Source organism: Pseudomonas sp. WJP1, from assembly GCF_028471945.1.
Lineage (GTDB): Bacteria > Pseudomonadota > Gammaproteobacteria > Pseudomonadales > Pseudomonadaceae > Aquipseudomonas.
In genome coordinates this window covers 1,702,632-1,723,243 of the sequence record NZ_CP110128.1, presented here as the reverse complement: position 1 = coordinate 1,723,243, position 20,612 = coordinate 1,702,632, and the positions used below count along the sequence as shown (strand labels likewise).

17 protein-coding genes are annotated in these 20,612 nt (G+C 60.0%); 6 read left to right on the top strand and 11 right to left on the bottom strand.

Going from position 1 to position 20,612, the window contains the following annotated elements:
- Positions 1 to 38: 38 nt before the first annotated feature.
- From OH720_RS07840 to OH720_RS07800, 9 genes are all read right to left on the bottom strand, one after another.
- Positions 39 to 3,605, bottom strand: a complete 3,567-nt coding sequence (locus tag OH720_RS07840; RefSeq protein ID WP_272605138.1) for a glycosyltransferase — start codon at positions 3,603 to 3,605, stop codon at positions 39 to 41.
- 71 nt (positions 3,606 to 3,676) lie between these two features.
- A complete protein-coding gene (locus tag OH720_RS07835; RefSeq protein WP_272605137.1) occupies positions 3,677 to 5,224 on the bottom strand; it encodes a flagellar hook-associated protein 3 in 1,548 nt (515 codons plus the stop codon).
- A gap of 13 nt (positions 5,225 to 5,237) precedes the next feature.
- Positions 5,238 to 7,295 (bottom strand): flagellar hook-associated protein FlgK, encoded by a 2,058-nt coding sequence (gene flgK, locus OH720_RS07830; protein ID WP_272605136.1) that lies wholly within the window; start codon positions 7,293 to 7,295, stop codon positions 5,238 to 5,240.
- Between the two features lie 16 nt (positions 7,296 to 7,311).
- Positions 7,312 to 8,595 (bottom strand): flagellar assembly peptidoglycan hydrolase FlgJ, encoded by a 1,284-nt coding sequence (gene flgJ, locus OH720_RS07825; RefSeq protein ID WP_272605135.1) that lies wholly within the window; start codon positions 8,593 to 8,595, stop codon positions 7,312 to 7,314.
- Positions 8,596 to 8,606: 11 nt separating this feature from the next.
- Positions 8,607 to 9,680, bottom strand: a complete 1,074-nt coding sequence (locus OH720_RS07820; RefSeq protein WP_180203302.1) for a flagellar basal body P-ring protein FlgI — start codon at positions 9,678 to 9,680, stop codon at positions 8,607 to 8,609.
- Between the two features lie 42 nt (positions 9,681 to 9,722).
- Positions 9,723 to 10,427: a flagellar basal body L-ring protein FlgH gene (gene flgH, locus OH720_RS07815; RefSeq protein WP_272605134.1), complete on the bottom strand. Its 705-nt coding sequence runs from the start codon at positions 10,425 to 10,427 to the stop codon at positions 9,723 to 9,725.
- Between the two features lie 52 nt (positions 10,428 to 10,479).
- Positions 10,480 to 11,265 (bottom strand): flagellar basal-body rod protein FlgG, encoded by a 786-nt coding sequence (gene flgG, locus OH720_RS07810; protein WP_008055493.1) that lies wholly within the window; start codon positions 11,263 to 11,265, stop codon positions 10,480 to 10,482.
- 45 nt (positions 11,266 to 11,310) lie between these two features.
- Entirely contained in the window at positions 11,311 to 12,051 is a 741-nt protein-coding gene (locus tag OH720_RS07805; RefSeq protein ID WP_272605133.1) for a flagellar basal body rod protein FlgF, read from the bottom strand.
- A 265-nt stretch (positions 12,052 to 12,316) separates the two neighbouring features.
- Positions 12,317 to 13,876 carry a sigma-54-dependent transcriptional regulator gene (locus OH720_RS07800; protein WP_272605132.1) on the bottom strand — a complete coding sequence of 520 codons (1,560 nt, stop codon included), beginning with the start codon at positions 13,874 to 13,876 and terminating at the stop codon, positions 12,317 to 12,319.
- Between the two features lie 370 nt (positions 13,877 to 14,246).
- On the opposite strand from OH720_RS07800, the gene phhA reads away from it, so the two are divergent.
- From phhA to OH720_RS07770, 6 genes are all read left to right on the top strand, one after another.
- On the top strand, positions 14,247 to 15,038 hold the full coding sequence (gene phhA / locus OH720_RS07795) for a phenylalanine 4-monooxygenase (protein WP_180202866.1): 792 nt from the start codon (positions 14,247 to 14,249) through the stop codon (positions 15,036 to 15,038).
- A gap of 104 nt (positions 15,039 to 15,142) precedes the next feature.
- Positions 15,143 to 15,499, top strand: a complete 357-nt coding sequence (locus OH720_RS07790) for a 4a-hydroxytetrahydrobiopterin dehydratase (RefSeq protein WP_095058993.1) — start codon at positions 15,143 to 15,145, stop codon at positions 15,497 to 15,499.
- Entirely contained in the window at positions 15,499 to 16,692 is a 1,194-nt protein-coding gene (locus OH720_RS07785) for an amino acid aminotransferase (protein ID WP_442967266.1), read from the top strand. The genes OH720_RS07790 and OH720_RS07785 overlap by 1 nt, the downstream gene beginning before the upstream one ends.
- A gap of 254 nt (positions 16,693 to 16,946) precedes the next feature.
- Positions 16,947 to 17,078 carry a hypothetical protein gene (locus OH720_RS07780; protein WP_007984112.1) on the top strand — a complete coding sequence of 44 codons (132 nt, stop codon included), beginning with the start codon at positions 16,947 to 16,949 and terminating at the stop codon, positions 17,076 to 17,078.
- Positions 17,079 to 17,153: 75 nt separating this feature from the next.
- Complete coding sequence (locus OH720_RS07775; protein WP_020796929.1) at positions 17,154 to 17,336, top strand: hypothetical protein; 183 nt, start codon at positions 17,154 to 17,156, stop codon at positions 17,334 to 17,336.
- Positions 17,337 to 17,441: 105 nt separating this feature from the next.
- On the top strand, positions 17,442 to 18,641 hold the full coding sequence (locus tag OH720_RS07770) for an MFS transporter (RefSeq protein WP_272605131.1): 1,200 nt from the start codon (positions 17,442 to 17,444) through the stop codon (positions 18,639 to 18,641).
- Here the strand turns inward: OH720_RS07770 and arfB are convergent.
- Both arfB and OH720_RS07760 read right to left on the bottom strand, forming a co-directional pair.
- Complete coding sequence (arfB, locus tag OH720_RS07765) at positions 18,638 to 19,051, bottom strand: alternative ribosome rescue aminoacyl-tRNA hydrolase ArfB (RefSeq protein WP_008055510.1); 414 nt, start codon at positions 19,049 to 19,051, stop codon at positions 18,638 to 18,640. The genes OH720_RS07770 and arfB overlap by 4 nt on opposite strands.
- A 106-nt stretch (positions 19,052 to 19,157) precedes the next feature.
- Positions 19,158 to 20,570 (bottom strand): amino acid permease, encoded by a 1,413-nt coding sequence (locus OH720_RS07760; protein ID WP_180202869.1) that lies wholly within the window; start codon positions 20,568 to 20,570, stop codon positions 19,158 to 19,160.
- Positions 20,571 to 20,612: the final 42 nt, after the last annotated feature.

Here is a 20,612-nt window from a genome sequence, read left to right as displayed (position 1 = left end):
GATGGGTTCAGCGCCCGGCGCGGCCGAGCGTCAGGGATTCAGTCCGCCAGCCAGGCATTCGCCCAGTGCTGCAGATGTCGCGGTGTAAGCAGATAGTCTTGCAACACTACTTCACGCAGGGCATCGCCCTGGCGGTAGCTGGCTTGAGGGTCCGACAAATGCATGCGAATTGCCTCCAGCCACTGTTCAGTCGAGTTTTCACGTACCCGCGTGCATGGCAGATAACCTGCATAGGCTTTGGTGTCGGTACAGATCACCGGAAAGCCGCACACGCCATACTCCAGCAGCCGCAGGTTGCTCTTGCAGTCGTTGAACAGGTTCTGCTCAAGCGGGGCCAGGGCCAAATCAAGGTTGAGGCTGGCCAACTTCTGCGGGTACTGGGCAAGCGGTACTCCCTTATGGAACTCCTTCACGTAGGGCTGCAGCATCTGCGGGCACATGCCGAAGAATACCCAGTCGACCTCATCGGCCAGGCTCTGGACCACCTCCAGCATCAGCTCCAGATCACCTCGGTGGCTGGTACCGCCAGCCCACCCCACCCTTGGCTTGATGCTCGTCTGGCGCTCACTGGTCAGCCCAGCCCACAGCGATGCCGCCAGCATGTTGGGTACCACGCGAATATCGTGATGCATGTGTGACAGCGCATCGGCCAGTGGCTCGGTGGAAACGACCAGCCGATCACACAGGCCAATGGCCTGACTGAGCTTTTGCCCCACATTGCTGGGCCAGTTTCGGACATGGTCGTTCTTTTTCGGCGGATCAAGAATGTAGTCGTCGATTTCAAAGATTCGCCGGGCACTGGAGAACTGCTTGAGCTGCGCGATTTCCTTGATGCTCTCGTTCGCATACCGCAACTGCACGATAATCACATCCGGCTTTTCACGTTCCGCCTCGACCGGTTTCGGCATGTTGTAGCTGAGTCGCCCCTGAATCCAGCCGGCACGCTCCAACTCAGTGAATGGCTGGATGACGCGGTAATGACCGACACCCGAAGCATTGAATGGCAAGGCCAGTACTGATGGCATCGCTCGATCAATGAAAGGATCCCAACCACTACGCAACCCGGGTTCAAGGTTGAAGCTTCCCTGGATCAGGCTCAGGTTCCGATTGTAGTGGGGGTCACAAGCGACGCTGGGCAGCCACCGCTGGTAGAACGCCTGCTGATCGGCCTCCTGATCGACGCTCGGAGAATGGCTCGTCACGCCCAATCGAGCCACTTTCGAAAAAGGAGTCCAAACGATCAGGTAGCCAAGCTCGCGCGCCCGTAGGCACAGGTCGGCATCGAACCAACCTTGCTGCAGCGAATCAGTGTCCAGTCCTTGCAACTCACGGAACAATTCGCGCCGTACCAACAAGCAATCCAGACTCAAGGCGCTCCAATTCTGTACCAGGCGCAAGCGATCAAGATAACTGCTATCACCGACACGACCCAAAAATGGATTACCTGCCAGCCCTCGAAGACCCAATACCAAAGCACCCGACGCAACCGTGCCATCTCGGCCGATCAGCTTGGGCCCGACTACCCCGACTTCTGGACGCTGAGCCTGGAGCATGAGTTCGTCAAGCCACTGCCCGTCGAACAGTGCACATTCCGCATCCAGCATCAAAAGATAATCGCCGCGCGCATGCTCACTGGCTTGATTCAGGCTTTGCGCCCGGCATTGGGATTGAACGTGAACTACCCGCAACTGCTCATCGCCCAGCCCTTCCATTGCCCTCAACCAGCCCTGTACATCTGCTGACTCCTCACCGCTGGCGATCAGAAGTACCTCGTACGGACCATAACGGGTGTGCTCGAAAAGAGACTCGACACAACGGCGCAATGTGAGCAGGTCCACTGTGGCCGGAATCAGGATCGATACACTGGCCGACTGTTCATGCTGATAGCGCACCCGGGTTATCAGGCTATCCGGGGTACTGTCTACCTGGGCCAATATGCCCAGACGCTGGAGGTGCGCGCGCACCACGGGTGCGGCAAGCTCCTGAATGGATGACTCGCGCATCCAGTCGGCGTAACTGTACTGACTCTGTACGAGCACTTCAGGTACATGCTCGACCGCATGTACACCGTGGGTTTCGACCAAGCGCCAGAGCAAGTCGTGTGGGGCCAGACCCGCATACTGTTCGTCGAACCCACCTATCGCAGATAACGCCTCACACTTGAACGCCAACTGACGCCCAACATAGGGCAAGCTGCGCATCAGATCGAGATTGAAATCCGGCTTGAAAATCGGCATGGAGGACACTCGCCCATCATGCGTCCCTTCATCGCTGTACAGGCATAAGGTGTTTGCACGCAATGCCATGCGCTCGGCCATTATGACCAATGCATGGGGGTGTAGACGATCACCTGCCTGCAGCAGGAGTATCCAGTCCGCCTGACCGTCATTTGCCAGTAAGGTATTGACCTGCTTGAATCCGTCGCCCTGGCGAACCTGATATTGAACCCCGGCGACGGTCGGGGGGGTTGAATTGGCGGGACCCAGCAACAGAATACGGCTGGCAACATACGACTGTGCCGTCAGGCTGTCCAAAGTCGCGCGCAGGGCAAGCTCGTCGCCCTCATCACAAAACACCACCGGCATGATGCGCGGCTGGCAGGGCCACTGTTCGATGCGCTTGGGCAGCAGGCGTAACTGACCCTGCGACAAACTGCGACACTCCAGCCATTCGGCATACAACTCAGCGAAATCAAGGCTGTGCGTACCCACCTGTTGGTTGAAGGTCGCGATCTGTTTGGTCAGGAAGTTTCGAACATCCAGTTCTTCCCACGCCGGGTCACTGCCACCGCTATACGAAGCCAACGGCAGATAACGAACATAGCCGTCGGCCGGTGCCTTCTCACTGGTGCGCGCGGCCAGCATCTGCAGCAGCCACTCACTCTCAGCGGCAACCGCCTCAGTCATTGCCACCTGATGACTGAGCCTGCCCGCATGAATGCGCTCAAAGCTCAAGAGTTGGTCCAAACTGGCGAGATGTCCGCGACGCAGCAAACAAATGTACAGGGCCATGTCCAGGCGCGCGACAAAACCCTGCCCGTCCTGCACCAGTGTCTCAAGGTATTCCTCGACCTGGGCACGACGCAATAGGGCATGGCTGATACCGCCAAACAGGTTGACCGTATTATCGGCGACACACGCCAGCAAGTCGGCGCCATGGAGCACTGCACTCGCTGGCGAGATCAAGCAATTGAGAAAACGAGAAGGAAGCAGTATGTCGTCAGCATCGCAAAGCAATCGCTGGCCGATCACTATGCTGACCTCCTCATTTTCCTGCAGCACTTTGGCCTGCCGGCTGATGCACTGGTGAATCAGGGTGTCATCGTCGCAGAGGAACTTGATCATCTGGCCTGATGCGTGACTCAAACAGGCCAACAGGTTGCGGGCAAAACCCAAACGCCGGGGATTGCGCACATAACGCAGGGTTACCGATGATGTATTGCCCAGCTCTTCGCAGATCGCCTCAATCTGTGGACCGGAGCTGTCATCGCAGATGACGACTTCCAGATGTGGGTAATCCTGACTGAGTGCGCTGAGCAGGGTGCCGCGGAAAAACTCAGGATTGAAGGCAGGAATAGCGATGCTGACAAGTAGCGGTTCGTTCATTTGGGTAAACCTGGAAAGAACGCCAGGCGACGATGAGTCGTCACCTGGGTGGATGCAGCGAGGAGGTTCTATCAGAGCCGATTGAACAGTCCGAGCGAAGCGATTTTGCTGAACGCCAGTTGAGAGGCCTGCAACATGTTTTGCTGCAAGGTCAATCGCGTCATGACGTCGGCAGGATCCGAGTCACGGATGGCTGATTGAGTCTGGGTGTTTGCCATCACCAAGGCCTCGTTGGATTCAGTTTGGGTATCCAGTGCCGCACCGCGACCGCCGATCGAACTGATGCTGGTAGACACCTGATCGAGACCGCTGGCAAGGTTCCCCAGGCCTGCCGTCATCGCTGCTTGTTGTTTCTGGATCTCGACAGCATTGCCGTTGGTCGGTGTATTGAGGGCCGTTTTCAATTGACTTACGGTATCCAGAATGTTCTGGGTCTCGTGGGTGTTGACCGATACGTTGAACTGATCGCCGTTGACCAATGGGTCGGCCACGGTGTTGTTCAACGTGAACTCCACACCCGACGCGGTTGCAGTATTGCCCACCATCGTACCGCTGGAGACAGGCTGGCTGTCGGCGGTGATCGGTGCGGCGTACAAATCGAACGTGGTGTCGCTGGTGAATTTCAGCACCGCCGAACCACTCGGGAAGCTGGCATGGTAAGCGACCGGATCGGTAACCCGGGTACCTGTGGTCTGCACCGAGCTCGGGTTACCTGGGCCACGGGAAACGTTAAAGGTGTCCGGCTTGCCTTGTAGCGTGAACGTACGGCCTGCCAACGGGGCGGCAGGGTCGTTGAAGTTCAGGGTCATGTCGACACCGCGAAAGCTGACGGTCTGATTCTGACCGTTGGTGATCACGCCGCCCTGAGTGGCTTCATTGGTCACGTCGTTGCCGAGCCCGTCAATAATCCTCAATTGAGTCCCACTGACAAAATCCACCGTATAAGGCTCACCGCCGCGGAACTTGCTGTTGTACATCACGTTCGACGACACCTGCCCGTCCGACAGGGTCACAAGACCGTCATTCATCGACCCGGTGACCTGAGTGCGACTGGTATTGATCGCTTGCTGGAACACTTCCCAGCCGGTGCTGTTGGTGGCCATCGACATGCTGTCGCCGATTGGCAGGTTCAGCGTCACCTGGTCGCCGTTGTAGGTGTAAGTGCCGTCGGAGTTGCGGGTGAACGGAACGGTATCGCCCTTGGAGCCGGCAAAGATGTACTTGCCGTTTTCATCCCGGCTGTTCATCAGGCTCAGCAACTGTTCTTCGATCTGGCCCAGTTCCGCGGCATTGGCCTGACGGTCGGCATCGGTGTAACCGGCGTTATTGGCACCAATGGCCAGTTCCTTGGCACGTTGCAAAACGTTGGTGATGCCGGTCAACACTGACTCGGCCTGGCCCAGGGTGGCCTTGATGGTGTCGGTGTTGGCCTTGTACTGAGCAAGCATCGAAGCCTGCTGACCCAATTGCAGCAAGCGCGAGGCGCCGACCGGATCATCGGCAGCGGTGTTGACGCGAACCAGACTGCTGGCCTCTTCGCTGGTCTTGACCACGTTGGCGAAGTTCCTTTGATAATTCGCGGCCGAGGACTCGTAAAACTGGGCGGTAGAAATGCGCATGGGCTACGACTCCTTAAAGACTGTTGATCAGTGTGCTGAAGATTTCTTGCGCAGCCTTGATGATCTGCGAAGAGGCGGTGTAGTACTGCTGATACTTGACCAGGTTGCCAGTTTCCTCATCGAGGTCGACACCGGAGAGTGAGTCGCGCGCGCCCTTGGCGTTCGCCAGGATGGAGGAGGTCGCCGCGCTGTCAAGCTTGCCTTGAGCAGCTTTGGAGCCGACATTCTCGACCAGCTTGCCGTAGGCATCGCTCAGGGAAATACCTTTGCTGGCCGACCCCGTGTCGACGGTCTGGCGGGTCTGCAAATCCGCCAATGCCGTACCGTTACGGTTGTCCAGAGTACCTGGCTGGCTCAGCGAGACGTTTATCGCGGTGCCTTTGCCCGGGGAACCGGCCACGGTCATGTCGAAGCTTACGGTGTACTGAGTGGCAGGTGCAGGCGGGATCGGCGCACCCGTGGCATCCTTGAGCGGTACAGACAGGCTCAGGGTGTTGTTTTCACCTGGCTTGATGGTGCCACTGCTTATAACCCCGCCCTTGGCATCCAGGAACTGATAAGTCTGGCTGGTGCCATCGGCGGAAACGTCCCCGAACACGACCTTGGTCGGCGTGGAGTATTTCAGGCCGTTCTGCATTGCCGCAGCGGTGGTCGGGTCGTAGATATCGAATTTCGTGGTCAGCGTCGGTTGACCACTGGCCGGAATCGTCAGCGTGCCGCTACCACCCGGAGCAATGGCTGCACCCAGTGGCGCCGCGATGGCCAGACGCTTGGAGTCCGTCATCTCGGTCTTGATGTTGGTTGCAGCATTACGTGTCGGGGTGATCTTGAAGGTGTCGCCTATCGCGGCACCACCGCTGAACGACATCGAGAACCCGTCTATCACCGGCGCAGGCGTGGTCGTCGTGCTGAAGCTGCCCAGCGATGTGTTATCCGGCAGCCGCTGCACGGTGTAGTCGGTGGCGCTGGTGAACGTGACCTTGTAGTCGTTGATGGTCAGCTTGCCACTGTCCTTGATGCTCACATCGAAGTTGCCCGAGCTGGCACTGTTGGCGGTCGAGGCAATACTGCGCTGCGCCATCTGCGCGGTGCTATTGATGCTGTTGAACAGGTTCGAACCGAAATCACCGTTCTTGTCGATACCCTGCGCCTGCAGGCTGTTCATCTGATCGGCGACGACCAGTGCCACGCGACCCAATTCATTCATGGCCGGGTCCAGCACTTCGCTGCGATAACGCAGCAGGCCGCCAATTTCGCCACCGGTCATGATCGATGTGATATCGATGGTGCTGGAGCCGCGATTGAGCTGCAGCGACAAACGTCCCGGATCATCTTTACTCGGTACAGCCTCCAGTTTGTTGACCGTATCGCCAATCACCAACGGCTGACCGCTGCCCAGATAGATATCTACGTTGCCTTCACGCTCAACATACTGCGCACCGGTGAAGGTCGAAAGCTGGCGCATGGTCTCGTTGCGAGCATCAAGCAGTTCGTTCGGCGTGCCGCCGGAGCTGGTGACTTCGCTGATTTTCTTGTTCAGCTGCGCCACAGTCGTAGCCAGCTTGTTGACCTGATCAGCCATGTTCGTCAGGTTGCCGTTGATGTTCGCGTTCTGCGAGTTCAACTGGCTGGACACCGAATTGAAGCGGTTGCTCAGGGCTTGAGCATCGCTGAGCAGTAGCTGCCGGGAAGCGTCGTCACCCGGCTTGGCATTGACGTTCTGTACCGAGGCGAAAAACTTGGTCAGGGCGCCATTGAGGCCGGTGCCACTGTCTGACAACAAGGTGTCGAGTGGTGTGACCTGGCCCAGGTAGGCAGCCGAATCACTGTTGAGCGAAGTGGTGGTCTGCAACTGCGCATCGAGATAGCTGTTGTACACCCGACGCACATCAGCCAGCGTCGTGCCCGTTCCAATGAACACATTGCCGTACTGAATAGAACTTTTGCTGCTCTGCACAGTTTGCTGGCGCGAGTAGCCGGCGGTGTCAGCGTTGGCAATGTTATTGCCGGTTGTCGCCAAAGCGTTATGGCTGGCACTCAGCCCCGACATTCCGATGTTGAGCAAACTCATGATTCAGACCCTTAGTCTATAAAGGCGTGGTTGAAACGCCTGCCGCAGCGTAGTTCTGATAACTCGTCATCTGCCTGGCTATCTGCGAAATCTTGCTGGCGTAAGCCGGGTCGGTTGCGTAACCGGCCTTTTGCAGCTCGCGCACAAACTGTTCCGGGTTATCGGCCGACTTCACCACATCTTGATAGCGATTATTGGTTTGCAGCAGCGTGACAAGGTCATGGAAGCTGTCCTTGTAGGAGTCGTAGGAACGGAACTCGGCCGTCTCCTTGACCATCTCGCCATTCCTGAATTCGCTGGTGATCGCCCGCGCCGAATCACCCTTCCAACTGCTGCCGGCCTTGATGCCGAACAGGTTGTGGCTACTGCTGCCGTCCTGGGCGCGCATGACCGATTTGCCCCAACCGGTTTCCAGGGCGGCCTGGGCCACCAGGTAACGCGGATCGACGCCGATGCGATCGGCCGCTTCCTTGGCCATCGGCAGCATGGTATTGACGAATTCGTCGGCGCTGGTGAAGGCTTTTTTCGCCGGTGCCAAGGGGATCTGCGCGATGGCGCGACCGTGAATCTGCAGGGACCCACTCTGCGCTGCCTGGGCATTGGCCAGCCAGTCGCCGTTGTACAAAGGCCCGGAGCCACTGCTCGCGACACGCTCGGGCAATGGCGCCTTGTTGACCGCGCCCGCGCTGTTCGACGTAGCGGAAGGCACCAGGCCCGCGAGCAAGCGATCGGCCAGTTTAGGCGGCAAGGCCAGGCGCCGCTGATTGATCAGCGCCATGTCATTGCGATGCGCACCCTCGCCCGTCGGCGCACTGACCGATCGCGAAGCCCACAATGGACGTTCGCCATTGACCCGCGACAGCGGCCCGTTGAGCGCCGTCGTGCCGGCGGCCACCGGGGTTTGCGCAGCGGCTTTGGCGGCCTCCTGCTTGGCGGCCGACAGCGTTGCCGCCTCACCTGGCGCCAGCGGCTTGTTCTTCGACATCTGCCGCATCAACACGTCCGCCAGGCCGATACCGCCGCCCTCGCGGGACATGGAAACCGCCAGTTGCTGGTCGTACATTTCCTGGTACTGCTTGGCCTCCGCGGTGTTCATCGGATTGTCCTTGCCCAGGGACTCGGTGGCCGAGCGCATCGACTTGAGCATCTCGCCGAGGAACAGCGACTCGAATTCCTGCGCCACCTTGCGCATGTTGGCGTCGCTGTTCTTGTCGCCGACCTTGAGCTGGTTCAGCCGGTTCAGGTCGGAAAACGCACCGGAATCGCTGCTGCTGACCCGACCGCTCTTGAACATGTCCATGGTCGCCGTCCTCAGATCACGATCAGGTCGGCTTGCAACGCGCCAGCCTGTTTCAGTGCTTCAAGAATCGCCATCAGGTCGCCCGGTGCCGCGCCGACCTGGTTCACCGCACGCACGATTTCGTCGAGGGTGGTGCCCGGGCCGAACTTGAACATCGGCTTGGCTTCCTGCTCGGCGTTGACCCGCGAGCGCGGCACGACCGCCGTCTGGCCATTGGACAGAGGGCCTGGCTGGCTGACGATAGGGTCTTCGGTGATGGTCACGGTCAGGCTGCCGTGGGTGACGGCGGCCGGCGAAACCTTGACGTTCTGGCCGATCACGATGGTGCCGGTGCGCGAGTTGATGATGACCTTGGCCACCGCCTGCCCCGGATCGATCTCGAGGTTTTCCAGGATCGACAGGTAATCGACACGCTGGCTCGGATCCAGCGGCGCCGTGACGCGCACAGATCCGCCGTCGATGGCCTGGGCCACGCCTGGGCCGAGCATGTCGTTGATCTTGTCGACGATGCGCTTGGCCGTGGTGAAGTCGGAACGGTTGAGGTTCAGGGTCAGGCTGTTGCCCTGGTTGAAACCGCTCGGCACGGCTCGCTCGACCGAGGCACCGCCCGGGATACGCCCGGCCGACGGCACGTTGACCGTGATCTTCGAGCCGTCGCGCCCCTCGGCATCGAAACCGCCGACCACCAGGTTGCCCTGGGCCACGGCATAGACGTTGCCGTCGATACCCTTGAGCGGCGTCAGCAGCAAGGTGCCGCCGCGCAGGCTCTTGGAGTTGCCGATGGACGAAACAGTGATGTCGACCTGCTGCCCCGGCTTGGCGAACGCCGGCAAGTCAGCACTGATCGAGACCGCCGCGACGTTCTTCAACTGCACGTTGCCCGAACCCGGTGGCACCTTGATGCCGAACTGCGAGAGCATGTTGTTGAAGGTCTGCAGGGTGAACGGGGTTTGCGTCGTCTGGTCGCCGGTGCCGTTAAGCCCGACCACCAGGCCATAGCCGATCAACTGGTTGGAGCGCACGCCGGAAATGCTGGCGATGTCCTTCAGGCGCTCGGCTTGAGCGTTGAAAGCTGCTGACAGCATCAGGGCAGCAACGAAGATATTTCTGAAATTCAACGCGACCACCTAGAAAGGGAACAGCGGGCTGAGGAAGAAACGGTCGAACCAGCCCGGCTGACTCGCATCGGCAAAGGAACCGGTACCCGAGTAGGTGATGCGCGCATCGGCGACGCGGGTCGACGACACCGTGTTGTCAGTGGAAATATCGTCAGCCCGGACCAGACCGGCAATCCGCACCAGTTCGTCGCCGGTGTTGAGGGTCAGCCACTTCTCGCCGCGCACGGCGATGATGCCGTTGGGCAGGACGTCCGCCACCGTCACGGTGATCGAACCGGTCAGGCTGTTGCCCTGCCCGGCCTTGCTGTCACCCTTGGTTGCGCGGTCGCCTTCATAGCTGGCGCTCAGGCTCAGGTCGTTGCTGCCAAACGGGTTGTTGGTGGTGGCGCTGCTGCCGAACAGCGAGGTCAGGCCGATGCCGGTCTTGCTGGTCTTGTCGATTTGCGAGTTGGCGTTCTTGCTGGCCTGGGTCTTCTCGTTCAGGGTGATGGTGATGATGTCACCGACCCGGAACGCCTTGCGGTCGGTGTACAGGTTCTGCTCGAAACCGGCCTGGTAGATCGAGCCGTTGTTGGCGGCAGCCGGCAACGGCGTGCGCGGCAACACCGGGGCGTAGTAAGGGTCATTGGGCTTGGGCGTCACAGGCACGCAACCTGCGAGCGCAGCGAGCGCAGCAATCCCACTCAATGCCAGAACAGAGACGACGCGTTTCATGACCCTACCTCACGGTGTTGCAGGCGACCGCACGGCCGCCCCATAGACTTGATTACAGATTCTGCGTTACGAACGAGAGCATCTGGTCGGCGGTGGAGATCACCTTGGAGTTCATCTCGTAGGCGCGCTGAGTGGTGATCATGTTGACCATCTCTTCAACGGTGCTGACGTTGGAGGTTTCCAGGGTGTTCTGCAGCGTGGTGCCGAAACCGGCCAGGCCTGGCGTGCCGACTTGCGGCGCGCCGCTGGCGGCGGTTTCCAGGAACAGGTTGTTGCCCACGGCCTGCAAGCCGGCCGGGTTGATGAAGTCGGCAGTCTGCAGGTTGCCGATCACCTGGGAGGCCGGGTTGCCGGCGACGGTGATGGACACGGTGCCATCCTTGCCCACGGTGAAGGTCTGGGCGTCGTTCGGAATCACGATCGCCGGTTCCAGGGCGAAGCCGCTGGCGTTGACGATCTGGCCGTTGGAGTCCAGGTGGAAAGTACCGTCACGGGTGTAGGAAGTGGTGCCGTCCGGCTGCAGAATCTGGAAGAAGCCACGACCGTCGATGGCCATGTCCAGGGGTTGCTCGGTGGTTTGCAGGCTGCCGGCGTTGAAGTTTTTCTGGGTGCCGACAATGCGCACACCGGTACCCAGTTGCAGGCCCGACGGCAGTTCGCTGTCCTGGGTCGACTGGGCGCCTGGCTGACGCTTGATCTGGTAGAGCAAGTCCTGGAACTCGGCGCGGTCACGCTTGAAACCCGTGGTCGACACGTTGGCCAGGTTGTTGGAAATGGTGGTCAGGTTGGTGTCCTGGGCGGACAGACCGGTTTTGGCAACCCATAGAGCCGGAAGCATTCGATTCTCCTCGTGCGCCTGTTTTACGGCGCGACGTTCTGGTAATTAGCTGATCTGCAAGACCCGAGCCATGGCCTGGTCGTCTTCTTTGGCGGTATTCATCATCTTGATGTGCAGCTCGAACTGCTTGGCCAAGGCCAGTACCGAGGTCATCTCGTCCACCGCATTGACGTTGCTCGACTCGAGGAAACCGGACACCAGCTTGACGCCGGCATCGGCTTGCGCAGGCTGGCCGTCCCTGGTGTGGATCGAACCGTCCAGGCCCTTGGTCATGTTCTTGATGTCCGGGTTGACCAGCTTGATGCGGTCCACCTCGGCCATGACGCGCGGGCCTTCGCCCATTGCGCGGATGCTGATGGTGCCGTCCTCGCCCACTTCGATCTGCTGCTCGGGCGGCACGGCAATCGGTCCGCCATTGCCGATCACCGGCATGCCGTTGCCAGCGCGCAGCACGCCCAGGGCGTCCACCACCAGGCTGCCGGTGCGCACGTAGCTTTCACCGCCATCGGGGTTCTGCACCGCCAGCCAGCCGTTGCCTTGCACGGCGACGTCGAGGTCGCGGCCGGTTTCCACCAGCGAACCCGGGGAGAAGTCGGTGGCCGGGCGTTCGGACAGGGCAAACGCACGCGCCGGAAAGCTGTCGCCGAACACCGGCATCGAGCGCGCCTGCTCCAGGTCTTTCTGGAAACCGTTGGTAGAGATGTTCGCCAGGTTGTTGGCATGGGCCTTTTGCGCCAGTGCATTCTGGCTGGCACCGGTCATTGCCACATAAAGGTACTTGTCCACACGCTTTCCTCTGCCTGCCGGACGTTTGCCGCCCGATGCTGTACTGACGTGGCATAAGCAATTTGCAGACCAAGTTGTTTTTGGCGGCGCGAGGCCCGGCAAATAAAGGACTTGAAGAGATTTACCGGGGAATGGGGGATTGTGTCAGAGACGAAAAACCGGCGGTGTCATGCCGCTTCGCGGCAACAGATCAAAAGATCGCAGCCTGCGGCAGCTCCTACAGGGATCGGTGTAGGAGCTGCCGCAGGCTGCGATCTTTTGATCTTCAGGTGTTGTCCTTGCCCACCTCATAGTCACGCAACTTGTTGGCAATGGTGGTATGCGAAACCCCCAGCCTCTTGCCCAGTTGCCGACTGCTCGGATGCTCGGAATACAGCCGCTCCAGCACCGCTTTCTCAAAGCGCCCGACAATCTCGTCCAGCCCACCCTCCAGCGAAAAATCGCCAAGTGGCTGACGCACGCCATAATCCGGCAGGCGAATGTGCTCGGCCTTGACCGTCCCGCCATCGCACAGGGAAACCGCCTGGAACAGCACGTTTTCCAACTGCCGTACGTTGCCCGGCCAGTGGTAATGGTTGAGCCGGTCCATGGCCGCTGGTGCCAGCTTGGGCAGCGGGCAACCGATCTGCCGGCTGGCCTGATCGAGGAAGTGCTCCACCAGCGGCGTCAAGCCGTCGAGGCATTCGCGCAGCGGCGGGATGTGCAACGACAGCACGTTCAAACGGTGATACAGGTCCTGGCGAAACTCCCCGCGGGCGCAGAGTTCGGACAGGTCGACCTGGGTCGCGCAGATCACCCGCACATCGAGGTAAACCTCCTCGTCGCTGCCGACGCGGCGGAAGCAGCCATCCTGCAGGAACCGCAACAGTTTCACCTGCAGCCGCGGGCTCATTTCCCCGACACCATCAAGAAACAGCGTACCGCCCGCCGTCAACTCCAACAGCCCGAGCTTACCCTCGGCCCGGGCTCCCTCGAAGGCACCAGGGCCATAGCCGAACAGCTCGGTCTCGGCCATGGATTCCGGCAAACCGGCGCAGTTGAGCGCCATCAGCGGCGATTGCCCGCGCGGGCTGGCCAGATGGCAAGCGCGCGCCAGCAACTCCTTACCGGTACCGGTTTCGCCCTCTATCAATAGCGGCGCATCGAGCGGGGCCATGCGTCGGGCTTCGCGCACCACCGCTGCCATCACCTTCGAGCTTTGGAAGATGCTGTCGAAGCCGCGCAACTCCTGCTTGCGTACGTTATAGATGCGCTCGCCCACCCGGTCGGCGCGATGCAGGGTCAACACTGCCCCGGCCATGGCTTCGCTGTCGTCATGCTCCGACTGCAGTGGCGCGATGTCGGCCAGGAACACATCACCCTTGACCTTGACCCGCAGCCCGTTGATCCGCGATTTGTTGGCGCGCACCAGTTCCGGCAAGTCGAAATCCTCGGCATAACGCGACAAGGGAATCCCCGGCACTTCATCCACCCGCACACCCAGCAACTGCGCCGCCGCGCGATTGGCCGCGACGATCGAGCCGCCCATATCGATCGACAGCACTGGAAACTCCAGCGCGCCGAGCAGCGCATTGAGTTCCATGTGGCGCCGCTCGCTGGGCATCAGCCCTACACGCTTGACCCCGAACACCCCGGCAATCGCCTCGAATTTCGGACGCAACGCCTGGAACTGGATATTGATGAGATTCGGACAGTGCAGGTAAATGGCATTGCCATGTTCGCCACCCACTTCGCCGCGAGCGACGTTGATACCGTACTCGACCAGCAGGTTGAGAATGTCGCGCAGGATGCCGATGCGGTTCTGGCAGTGGACTTTGATACGCATATAAAAGACCTGATAAACGATGATTGACCTGTGGGAGCCAGCCTGCTGGTGATGGCGTCGCATCAGGCCCTGGGGATGCCGAATGACACACCGCTATCGCCAGCAGGCTGGCTCCCACAGGGTTAGCGCCCGACTTTTCTGATTAGGTGCTCAGTTAGTCGTCAAGATTATGTGACAGCTGAAGGGCTTTTCCCACCCGCCAATCTCAACATCTGCGCGATGACGCCCAATACGTAACGAAAACTTTACGATTTTACCGCGTTTTTCCCGCGCAGGCCGCGCTTCACCGGCTGCAACGATGCAATTGTTGGGGTATTCCTAGGTCCATAGCAGTACATAACAAGAACGAATCCCCTAGCAGGAGAGCAGCATGAAGCAGACGCAATACGTGGCTCGTGAGCCCGATGCGCAAGGTTTTATCGACTACACCGCCGAAGAACACGCGGTGTGGAACACGCTGATCACTCGCCAACTGAAAGTGATCGAAGGGCGTGCGTGCCAGGAATACCTGGACGGCATCGAAAAACTCGGTCTGCCCCACGACCGCATTCCGCAACTGGGCGAGATCAACAAGGTCCTCGGTGAAACCACCGGCTGGCAAGTCGCCCGCGTTCCGGCACTGATTCCCTTCCAGACCTTTTTTGAATTGCTCGCCAGCAAGCAGTTTCCAGTGGCTACTTTCATTCGTACCCGCGAAGAGCTGGATTACCTGCAAGAGCCGGACATTTTCCACGAGATCTTCGGCCACTGCCCATTGCTGACCAACCCCTGGTTCGCTGAATTCACCCACACCTACGGCAAACTCGGCCTGCAGGCTTCCAAGGAAGAACGCGTATACCTGGCGCGCCTGTATTGGATGACCATCGAATTCGGCCTGCTCGACACCCCGCAAGGTCAGCGCATCTACGGTGGCGGCATCCTGTCTTCACCGAAAGAAACCGTGTATTGCCTGTCGGATGAGCCTGAGCATCAGGCATTCAATCCGCTGGAGTGCATGCGCACGCCTTACCGCATCGACATTCTGCAACCGCTGTATTTCGTGCTGCCGAACCTCAAGCGCCTGTTCGACCTGGCCCACGAAGACATCATGGGCATGGTCAAGCAAGCGATGCAGATGGGTCTGCACGCGCCGAAATTTCCGCCTAAACCAAAAGCCGCGTGAACCGCAGCATTTAGCATCAAGTGAGCCTGTCCGGAACCGACGCTTTGCTTTAGCGTGGTGACATTGACGGCCGAATTCCAATAATACGATTTCAGGAACCCATCATGACCGCACTTACCCAAGCCCACTGCGAAGCCTGCCGCGCCGATGCTCCACAAGTCAGCGACGAAGAACTGCCGATCCTGATCAAGCAGATCCCCGACTGGAACATCGAAGTTCGCGACGGCATCATGCAGCTGGAGAAGGTTTTCCTGTTCAAGAACTTCAAGCACGCCCTGGCGTTCACCAACGCCGTCGGTGAAATCTCCGAGGCCGAAGGCCATCACCCAGGCCTGTTGACCGAGTGGGGCAAAGTCACCGTGACCTGGTGGAGCCACTCGATCAAGGGCCTGCACCGCAACGACTTCATCATGGCGGCGCGTACTGACATCGTTGCCAAGGACGCCGAGGGCCGCAAATAATGCATTTCGACGCCATCGGCCGGGTGCCCGGCGACCCGATCCTCGGCCTGATGGAGGCCTACGCGCAGGACCCCAACCCGCGCAAATTCGATCTCGGCGTGGGTGTCTATAAAGACGCCCAGGGCCTGACCTCGATTCCCCAGGCCGTTAAACTCGCCGAGGCGCGACTGGTGGATCGCCAGACCACCAAGACCTACATCGGCGGGCATGGCGACCCGGCCTTCGGCAAGGTCATCAACGAGTTGGTGCTCGGCGCCGACTCGAAGCTGATCAGCGCACAACGCGCCGGCGCCACCCAGACTCCGGGCGGCACCGGTGCGTTGCGCTTGAGCGCGGATTTCATCGCCCAGTGCCTGCCGGGCCGTGGCGTCTGGCTGAGCAACCCGACCTGGCCGATCCACGAAACCATTTTCGCCGCGGCCAAGGTGAAGGTTAATCATTACCCCTACGTGGGCAGCGATAACCGCCTGGACGTCGATGCGATGCTCGCCGTGCTCAACGAAGCCCCCAGGGGCGACGTGGTACTGCTGCACGCCTGCTGTCACAACCCGACCGGCTTCGATCTGTCCCATGACGACTGGCGCCGGGTACTGGACGTGGTGCGTCGGCGCGAGTTGCTGCCGCTGATCGATTTTGCCTATCAGGGTTTCGGCGACGGCCTGGAGCAGGACGCGTGGTCGACTCGACTGTTTGCCGCCGAGTTGCCGGAAGTCCTGATCACCAGCTCCTGCTCGAAGAACTTCGGCCTGTACCGCGACCGCACCGGCGCGCTGATTGTCTGCGCGAAATCCGCGGACAAGCTGACCGACATCCGCAGCCAACTGGCCAACATCGCCCGCAACCTGTGGTCGACGCCACCGGATCACGGCGCTGCCGTGGTGGCGACCATCCTCGGCGACCCGGAACTGAAAAACCTCTGGGCCGACGAAGTGGAAACCATGCGCTTGCGCATTGCGCAGCTGCGCAGCGGCTTGCTCGATGCGCTGCAGGATTACGGTTTGCGTGAGCGCTTTGCGCACATTGGCGTGCAACGCGGGATGTTTTCCTACACCGGGCTGTCGCCGGAGCAGGTCAAGCAACTGCGCGATCATCACAGTGTGTACATGGTCAGCTCGGGTCGGGCGAACGTGGCCGGGATAGATGCAACGCGTCTGGATTTACTGGCAGAAGGTATCGCTAAAGTCTGCAAATAACCCTGTAGGAGCGAGCCTGCTCGCGATAGCGGTCTATCAGTCAACATCACCGTTGAATGACACTCCGCTATCGCGAGCAGGCTCGCTCCCACATTTGTTTTGTGTCGCCCTCCAGATTTGTATAGACAACCCCATTCGTCGAAACAAATGGATATAAAAGTCTGTTTGTCATTTCTCGTGCTGTATCCTGCCCAGGCTTTTTTGAAAGCGCGGATCTACCAGATCTATCAACAGACTTAGCGAGGAGCGCGAACATGCACGAGATTCCTAATCTCCCCTTCCCAAGCCTGCACGTACCTGAGCAGACGACCACGCAGCAAGCCGGCGCCCAACAGCCCGAGCCGAAAGAAGCCACTGGCAGCCGCCAGGCTGACAGCGAAGACTGATACAACCGCCGTACAGACTGTGTGGAAAGCGCTAACATGCGCTTTCCACACCGCCTGAACTGTGAGCCCCTCGCCATGACCGACGAATTTTCCGAAGCCCAAGCCAGCGTCCTGATCGGCACCGCCGAGAAAATGATCGAGATCTGGAATCGCCTCTCCCCCGAAAAACAAGCCGCCCTGCTCGCCCGCTTCGGCAGCGAAGAAAATGCCCTGGCCGCCCTGGTCACCACGCAACTGGTCGCACCTGCCAAGCCCTGATCGATCCCGCCCGGCAAATAGTTTTACTTTTTCCACGACCGGCAGCCACTCGCGCCGCTATCATAAGCAGCCTATCTAATCCTGCTTTCCCGTGGACCTTTACCCATGTCTGAAAACCAGCGCCCCCTGGCGGTCACGCTGCAAGTTGTTTCCATCGTCCTGTTCACCTTCATCGGCTACCTCAATATCGGCATTCCACTGGCGGTACTGCCGGGCTATGTCCATAGCGACCTGGGCTTTGGCGCCGTGATCGCCGGGCTGGTGATCAGCGTGCAGTACCTCGCCACCCTGCTCAGCCGCCCCTACGCCGGGAAAATCATCGACAACAAGGGCAGCAAGCTGGCGGTCATGTATGGCCTGGCCGGTTGTGGCTTGAGCGGAGTGTTCATGTTGCTATCGGCCTGGACCCAAAGCCTGCCGATGCTCAGCCTGATCAGCCTGCTGATTGGTCGCCTGGTGCTCGGCAGCGCCGAAAGCCTGGTGGGTTCCGGCTCGATTGGCTGGGGCATCGGCCGGGTTGGCGCGGCGAACACCGCCAAGGTCATCTCCTGGAACGGCATCGCCAGCTACGGCGCATTGGCCGTGGGCGCACCCTTGGGCGTGCTGCTGGTAAAACAGTTGGGCTTGTGGAGCATGGGCGTGAGCATTGTGCTGCTGGCAGTGCTTGGCCTGCTGCTGGCCTGGCCGAAAACCGCCGCGCCGATTGTTGCCGGTGAACGCTTGCCGTTCATGCACGTGCTTGGTCGGGTGTTGCCCCACGGTTGCGGCCTCGCCCTGGGCTCGATCGGCTTTGGCACCATCGCCACCTTCATCACCCTGTATTACGCCACCCAACACTGGGACAACGCCGTGCTGTGCCTGAGCCTGTTCGGTGCGAGCTTCATCGGTGCGCGCCTGTTGTTCGGCAACCTGATCAATCGCCTCGGCGGTTTTCGCGTGGCGATTGCCTGCCTGTCGGTGGAAACCCTGGGCCTGTTGCTGTTGTGGCTGGCACCCGACGCGCATTGGGCGTTGGCGGGCGCTGCCTTGAGTGGTTTCGGTTTTTCGCTGGTGTTTCCGGCGCTGGGTGTCGAAGCGGTCAACCTGGTACCCGCCTCCAGCCGGGGCGCGGCAGTCGGGGCCTACTCGCTGTTCATCGACTTGTCGCTGGGGATCACCGGGCCAGTCGCCGGCGCGGTGGCGGCAGGATTCGGCTTTGCGTCGATCTTCCTGTTTGCTGCCATTGCTGCGCTTTGCAGCTTGATCCTCTGCCTCTACCTGTATCGGCAAGCCCCAAAGCATCGCCAGGCGCGGGAGTCGCGCTAGAAATCCACCTTGCCGCGCCCGGCCTTGATATTGCCGCGCTTGCTCTTGGACTCGAGCCGACGGGTTTTCGAACCGAGGGTCGGCTTGGTCGGCCGGCGTTTCTTCTCGACCTTGGTGGCGCTCTGGATCAACTCGACCAAACGCTCCAGCGCATCGGCGCGGTTCTGCTCCTGAGTCCGGTATTGCTGAGCCTTGATAATCAACACGCCTTCGCTGGTGATGCGACTGTCGCGCAGCGCCAGCAGGCGCTCCTTGTAGAACTCGGGCAAGGACGAGGCCGGAATGTCGAAGCGCAGGTGTACCGCGCTGGAAACCTTGTTGACGTTCTGCCCACCCGCCCCCTGGGCGCGAATGGCGGTCAACTCGATTTCGGCATCCGGTAGATGCACGTTGTTGGAAATTACCAGCATGGAAAGCGTCCGTATTCAGAGAGTGCAGGATACCGCGAATGATGAACGTCGCACCCCTGCAACAAAAAACCCGGCACTTGGCCGGGTTTGTTGTTTCTACGCGGAGTTACTCCACAGCTGGCTGCAAGGCGCGCTGCGCACTGCGCTTGTTCTTGATGCCGTAGCAGACCCACATGAACACCAGCCACACCGGAATCGCGTACACCGATGTCTGGATCCCCGGGATCAACAACATCACACCGAGGATGAACAACACGAACGCCAGGCAGATGTAGTTGCCGTATGGATACCAAAAAGCCTTGAACAGCGGCGTTTGTTTGGTCTTGTTCATGTGCTGGCGGAACTTGAAGTGCGAGTAGCTGATCATCGCCCAGTTGATCACCAGGGTGGCCACTACCAGCGACATCAGCAGTTCCAGCGCGTGTTGCGGGATCAGGTAGTTCAGCAGTACCGCGATCAGGGTCACGGCAGCCGAGGCCAGGATCGAACGCACCGGTACGCCGCGCTTGTCGATCTTCGCCAATGCTTTCGGCGCATCGCCCTGCTCGGCCATGCCCAGCAGCATGCGGCTGTTGCAGTAGGTGCCGCTGTTGTACACCGACAACGCCGCGGTCAGGACCACGAAGTTGAGGATGTGCGCGGCGGTGTTGCTGCCCAGCATCGAGAACACTTGCACGAACGGGCTGCCGCTGTAGGAATCACCGGAGGCGTTCAGGGTGGTCAGCAGGCTGTCCCACGGGGTCAACGACAGCAGGATCACCAATGCACCGATGTAGAAAATCAGGATCCGGTAGATCACCTGGTTGATCGCTTTCGGGATCACGGTTTTCGGCTTGTCGGCTTCGGCCGCGGTGAAACCGAGCATTTCCAGGCCGCCGAAGGAAAACATGATGAACGCCATGGCCATCACTAGGCCGCTAACCCCATTGGGGAAGAAGCCGCCGTGGGACCACAGGTTACTGACCGCCGCTTGCGGGCCGCCATTACCGCTGACCAGCAGGTAGCTGCCCAGAGCAATCATGCCGACGATTGCCACGACCTTGATGATCGCGAACCAGAACTCGGCCTCGCCAAACACTTTGACGTTGGCCAGGTTGATGGCGTTGATCAGCACGAAGAAAGCCGCTGCGGATGCCCAGGTCGGGATGTCCGGCGCCCAGTAGTGGATGTATTTGCCGACTGCCGTCAGCTCCGACATGCCGACCAGAATGTACAGGATCCAGCAGTTCCAGCCTGACAGGAAGCCGGCAAAGCCGCCCCAGTACTTGTGCGCGAAGTGGCTGAAGGAGCCGGCCACCGGATCTTCGACGATCATTTCGCCCAGCTGGCGCATGATCATGAAGGCGATGAAGCCGCAGATGGCATAGCCGAGGATCATCGACGGCCCGGCGGATTTCAGCACCCCGGCCGAGCCGAGGAACAAACCGGTACCGATCGCGCCACCGAGGGCAATCAGTTGAATATGGCGATTTTTCAGGCCGCGTTTCAGCTCGCCTGAATGCGAGTTTTGTCCACTCATGAAAAGGGTCTCACGCAAGGTTTGATGATGTTCAGTTGACGT

Bases quoted from the DNA above. Each gene is read 5' to 3' on its own strand.
- OH720_RS07840 (WP_272605138.1), bottom strand. From the start codon at position 3,605: ATGAACGAACCGCTACTTGTCAGCATCGCTATTCCTGCCTTCAATCCT.
- OH720_RS07835 (WP_272605137.1), bottom strand. From the start codon at position 5,224: ATGCGCATTTCTACCGCCCAGTTTTACGAGTCCTCGGCCGCGAATTAT.
- flgK (WP_272605136.1), bottom strand. From the start codon at position 7,295: ATGAGTTTGCTCAACATCGGAATGTCGGGGCTGAGTGCCAGCCATAAC.
- flgJ (WP_272605135.1), bottom strand. From the start codon at position 8,595: ATGGACATGTTCAAGAGCGGTCGGGTCAGCAGCAGCGATTCCGGTGCG.
- OH720_RS07820 (WP_180203302.1), bottom strand. From the start codon at position 9,680: ATGCTGTCAGCAGCTTTCAACGCTCAAGCCGAGCGCCTGAAGGACATC.
- flgH (WP_272605134.1), bottom strand. From the start codon at position 10,427: ATGAAACGCGTCGTCTCTGTTCTGGCATTGAGTGGGATTGCTGCGCTC.
- flgG (WP_008055493.1), bottom strand. From the start codon at position 11,265: ATGCTTCCGGCTCTATGGGTTGCCAAAACCGGTCTGTCCGCCCAGGAC.
- OH720_RS07800 (WP_272605132.1), bottom strand. From the start codon at position 13,876: ATGCGTATCAAAGTCCACTGCCAGAACCGCATCGGCATCCTGCGCGAC.
- phhA (WP_180202866.1), top strand. From the start codon at position 14,247: ATGAAGCAGACGCAATACGTGGCTCGTGAGCCCGATGCGCAAGGTTTT.
- OH720_RS07790 (WP_095058993.1), top strand. From the start codon at position 15,143: ATGACCGCACTTACCCAAGCCCACTGCGAAGCCTGCCGCGCCGATGCT.
- OH720_RS07785 (WP_442967266.1), top strand. From the start codon at position 15,499: ATGCATTTCGACGCCATCGGCCGGGTGCCCGGCGACCCGATCCTCGGC.
- OH720_RS07780 (WP_007984112.1), top strand. From the start codon at position 16,947: ATGCACGAGATTCCTAATCTCCCCTTCCCAAGCCTGCACGTACCTGAG.
- OH720_RS07775 (WP_020796929.1), top strand. From the start codon at position 17,154: ATGACCGACGAATTTTCCGAAGCCCAAGCCAGCGTCCTGATCGGCACC.
- OH720_RS07770 (WP_272605131.1), top strand. From the start codon at position 17,442: ATGTCTGAAAACCAGCGCCCCCTGGCGGTCACGCTGCAAGTTGTTTCC.
- arfB (WP_008055510.1), bottom strand. From the start codon at position 19,051: ATGCTGGTAATTTCCAACAACGTGCATCTACCGGATGCCGAAATCGAG.
- OH720_RS07760 (WP_180202869.1), bottom strand. From the start codon at position 20,570: ATGAGTGGACAAAACTCGCATTCAGGCGAGCTGAAACGCGGCCTGAAA.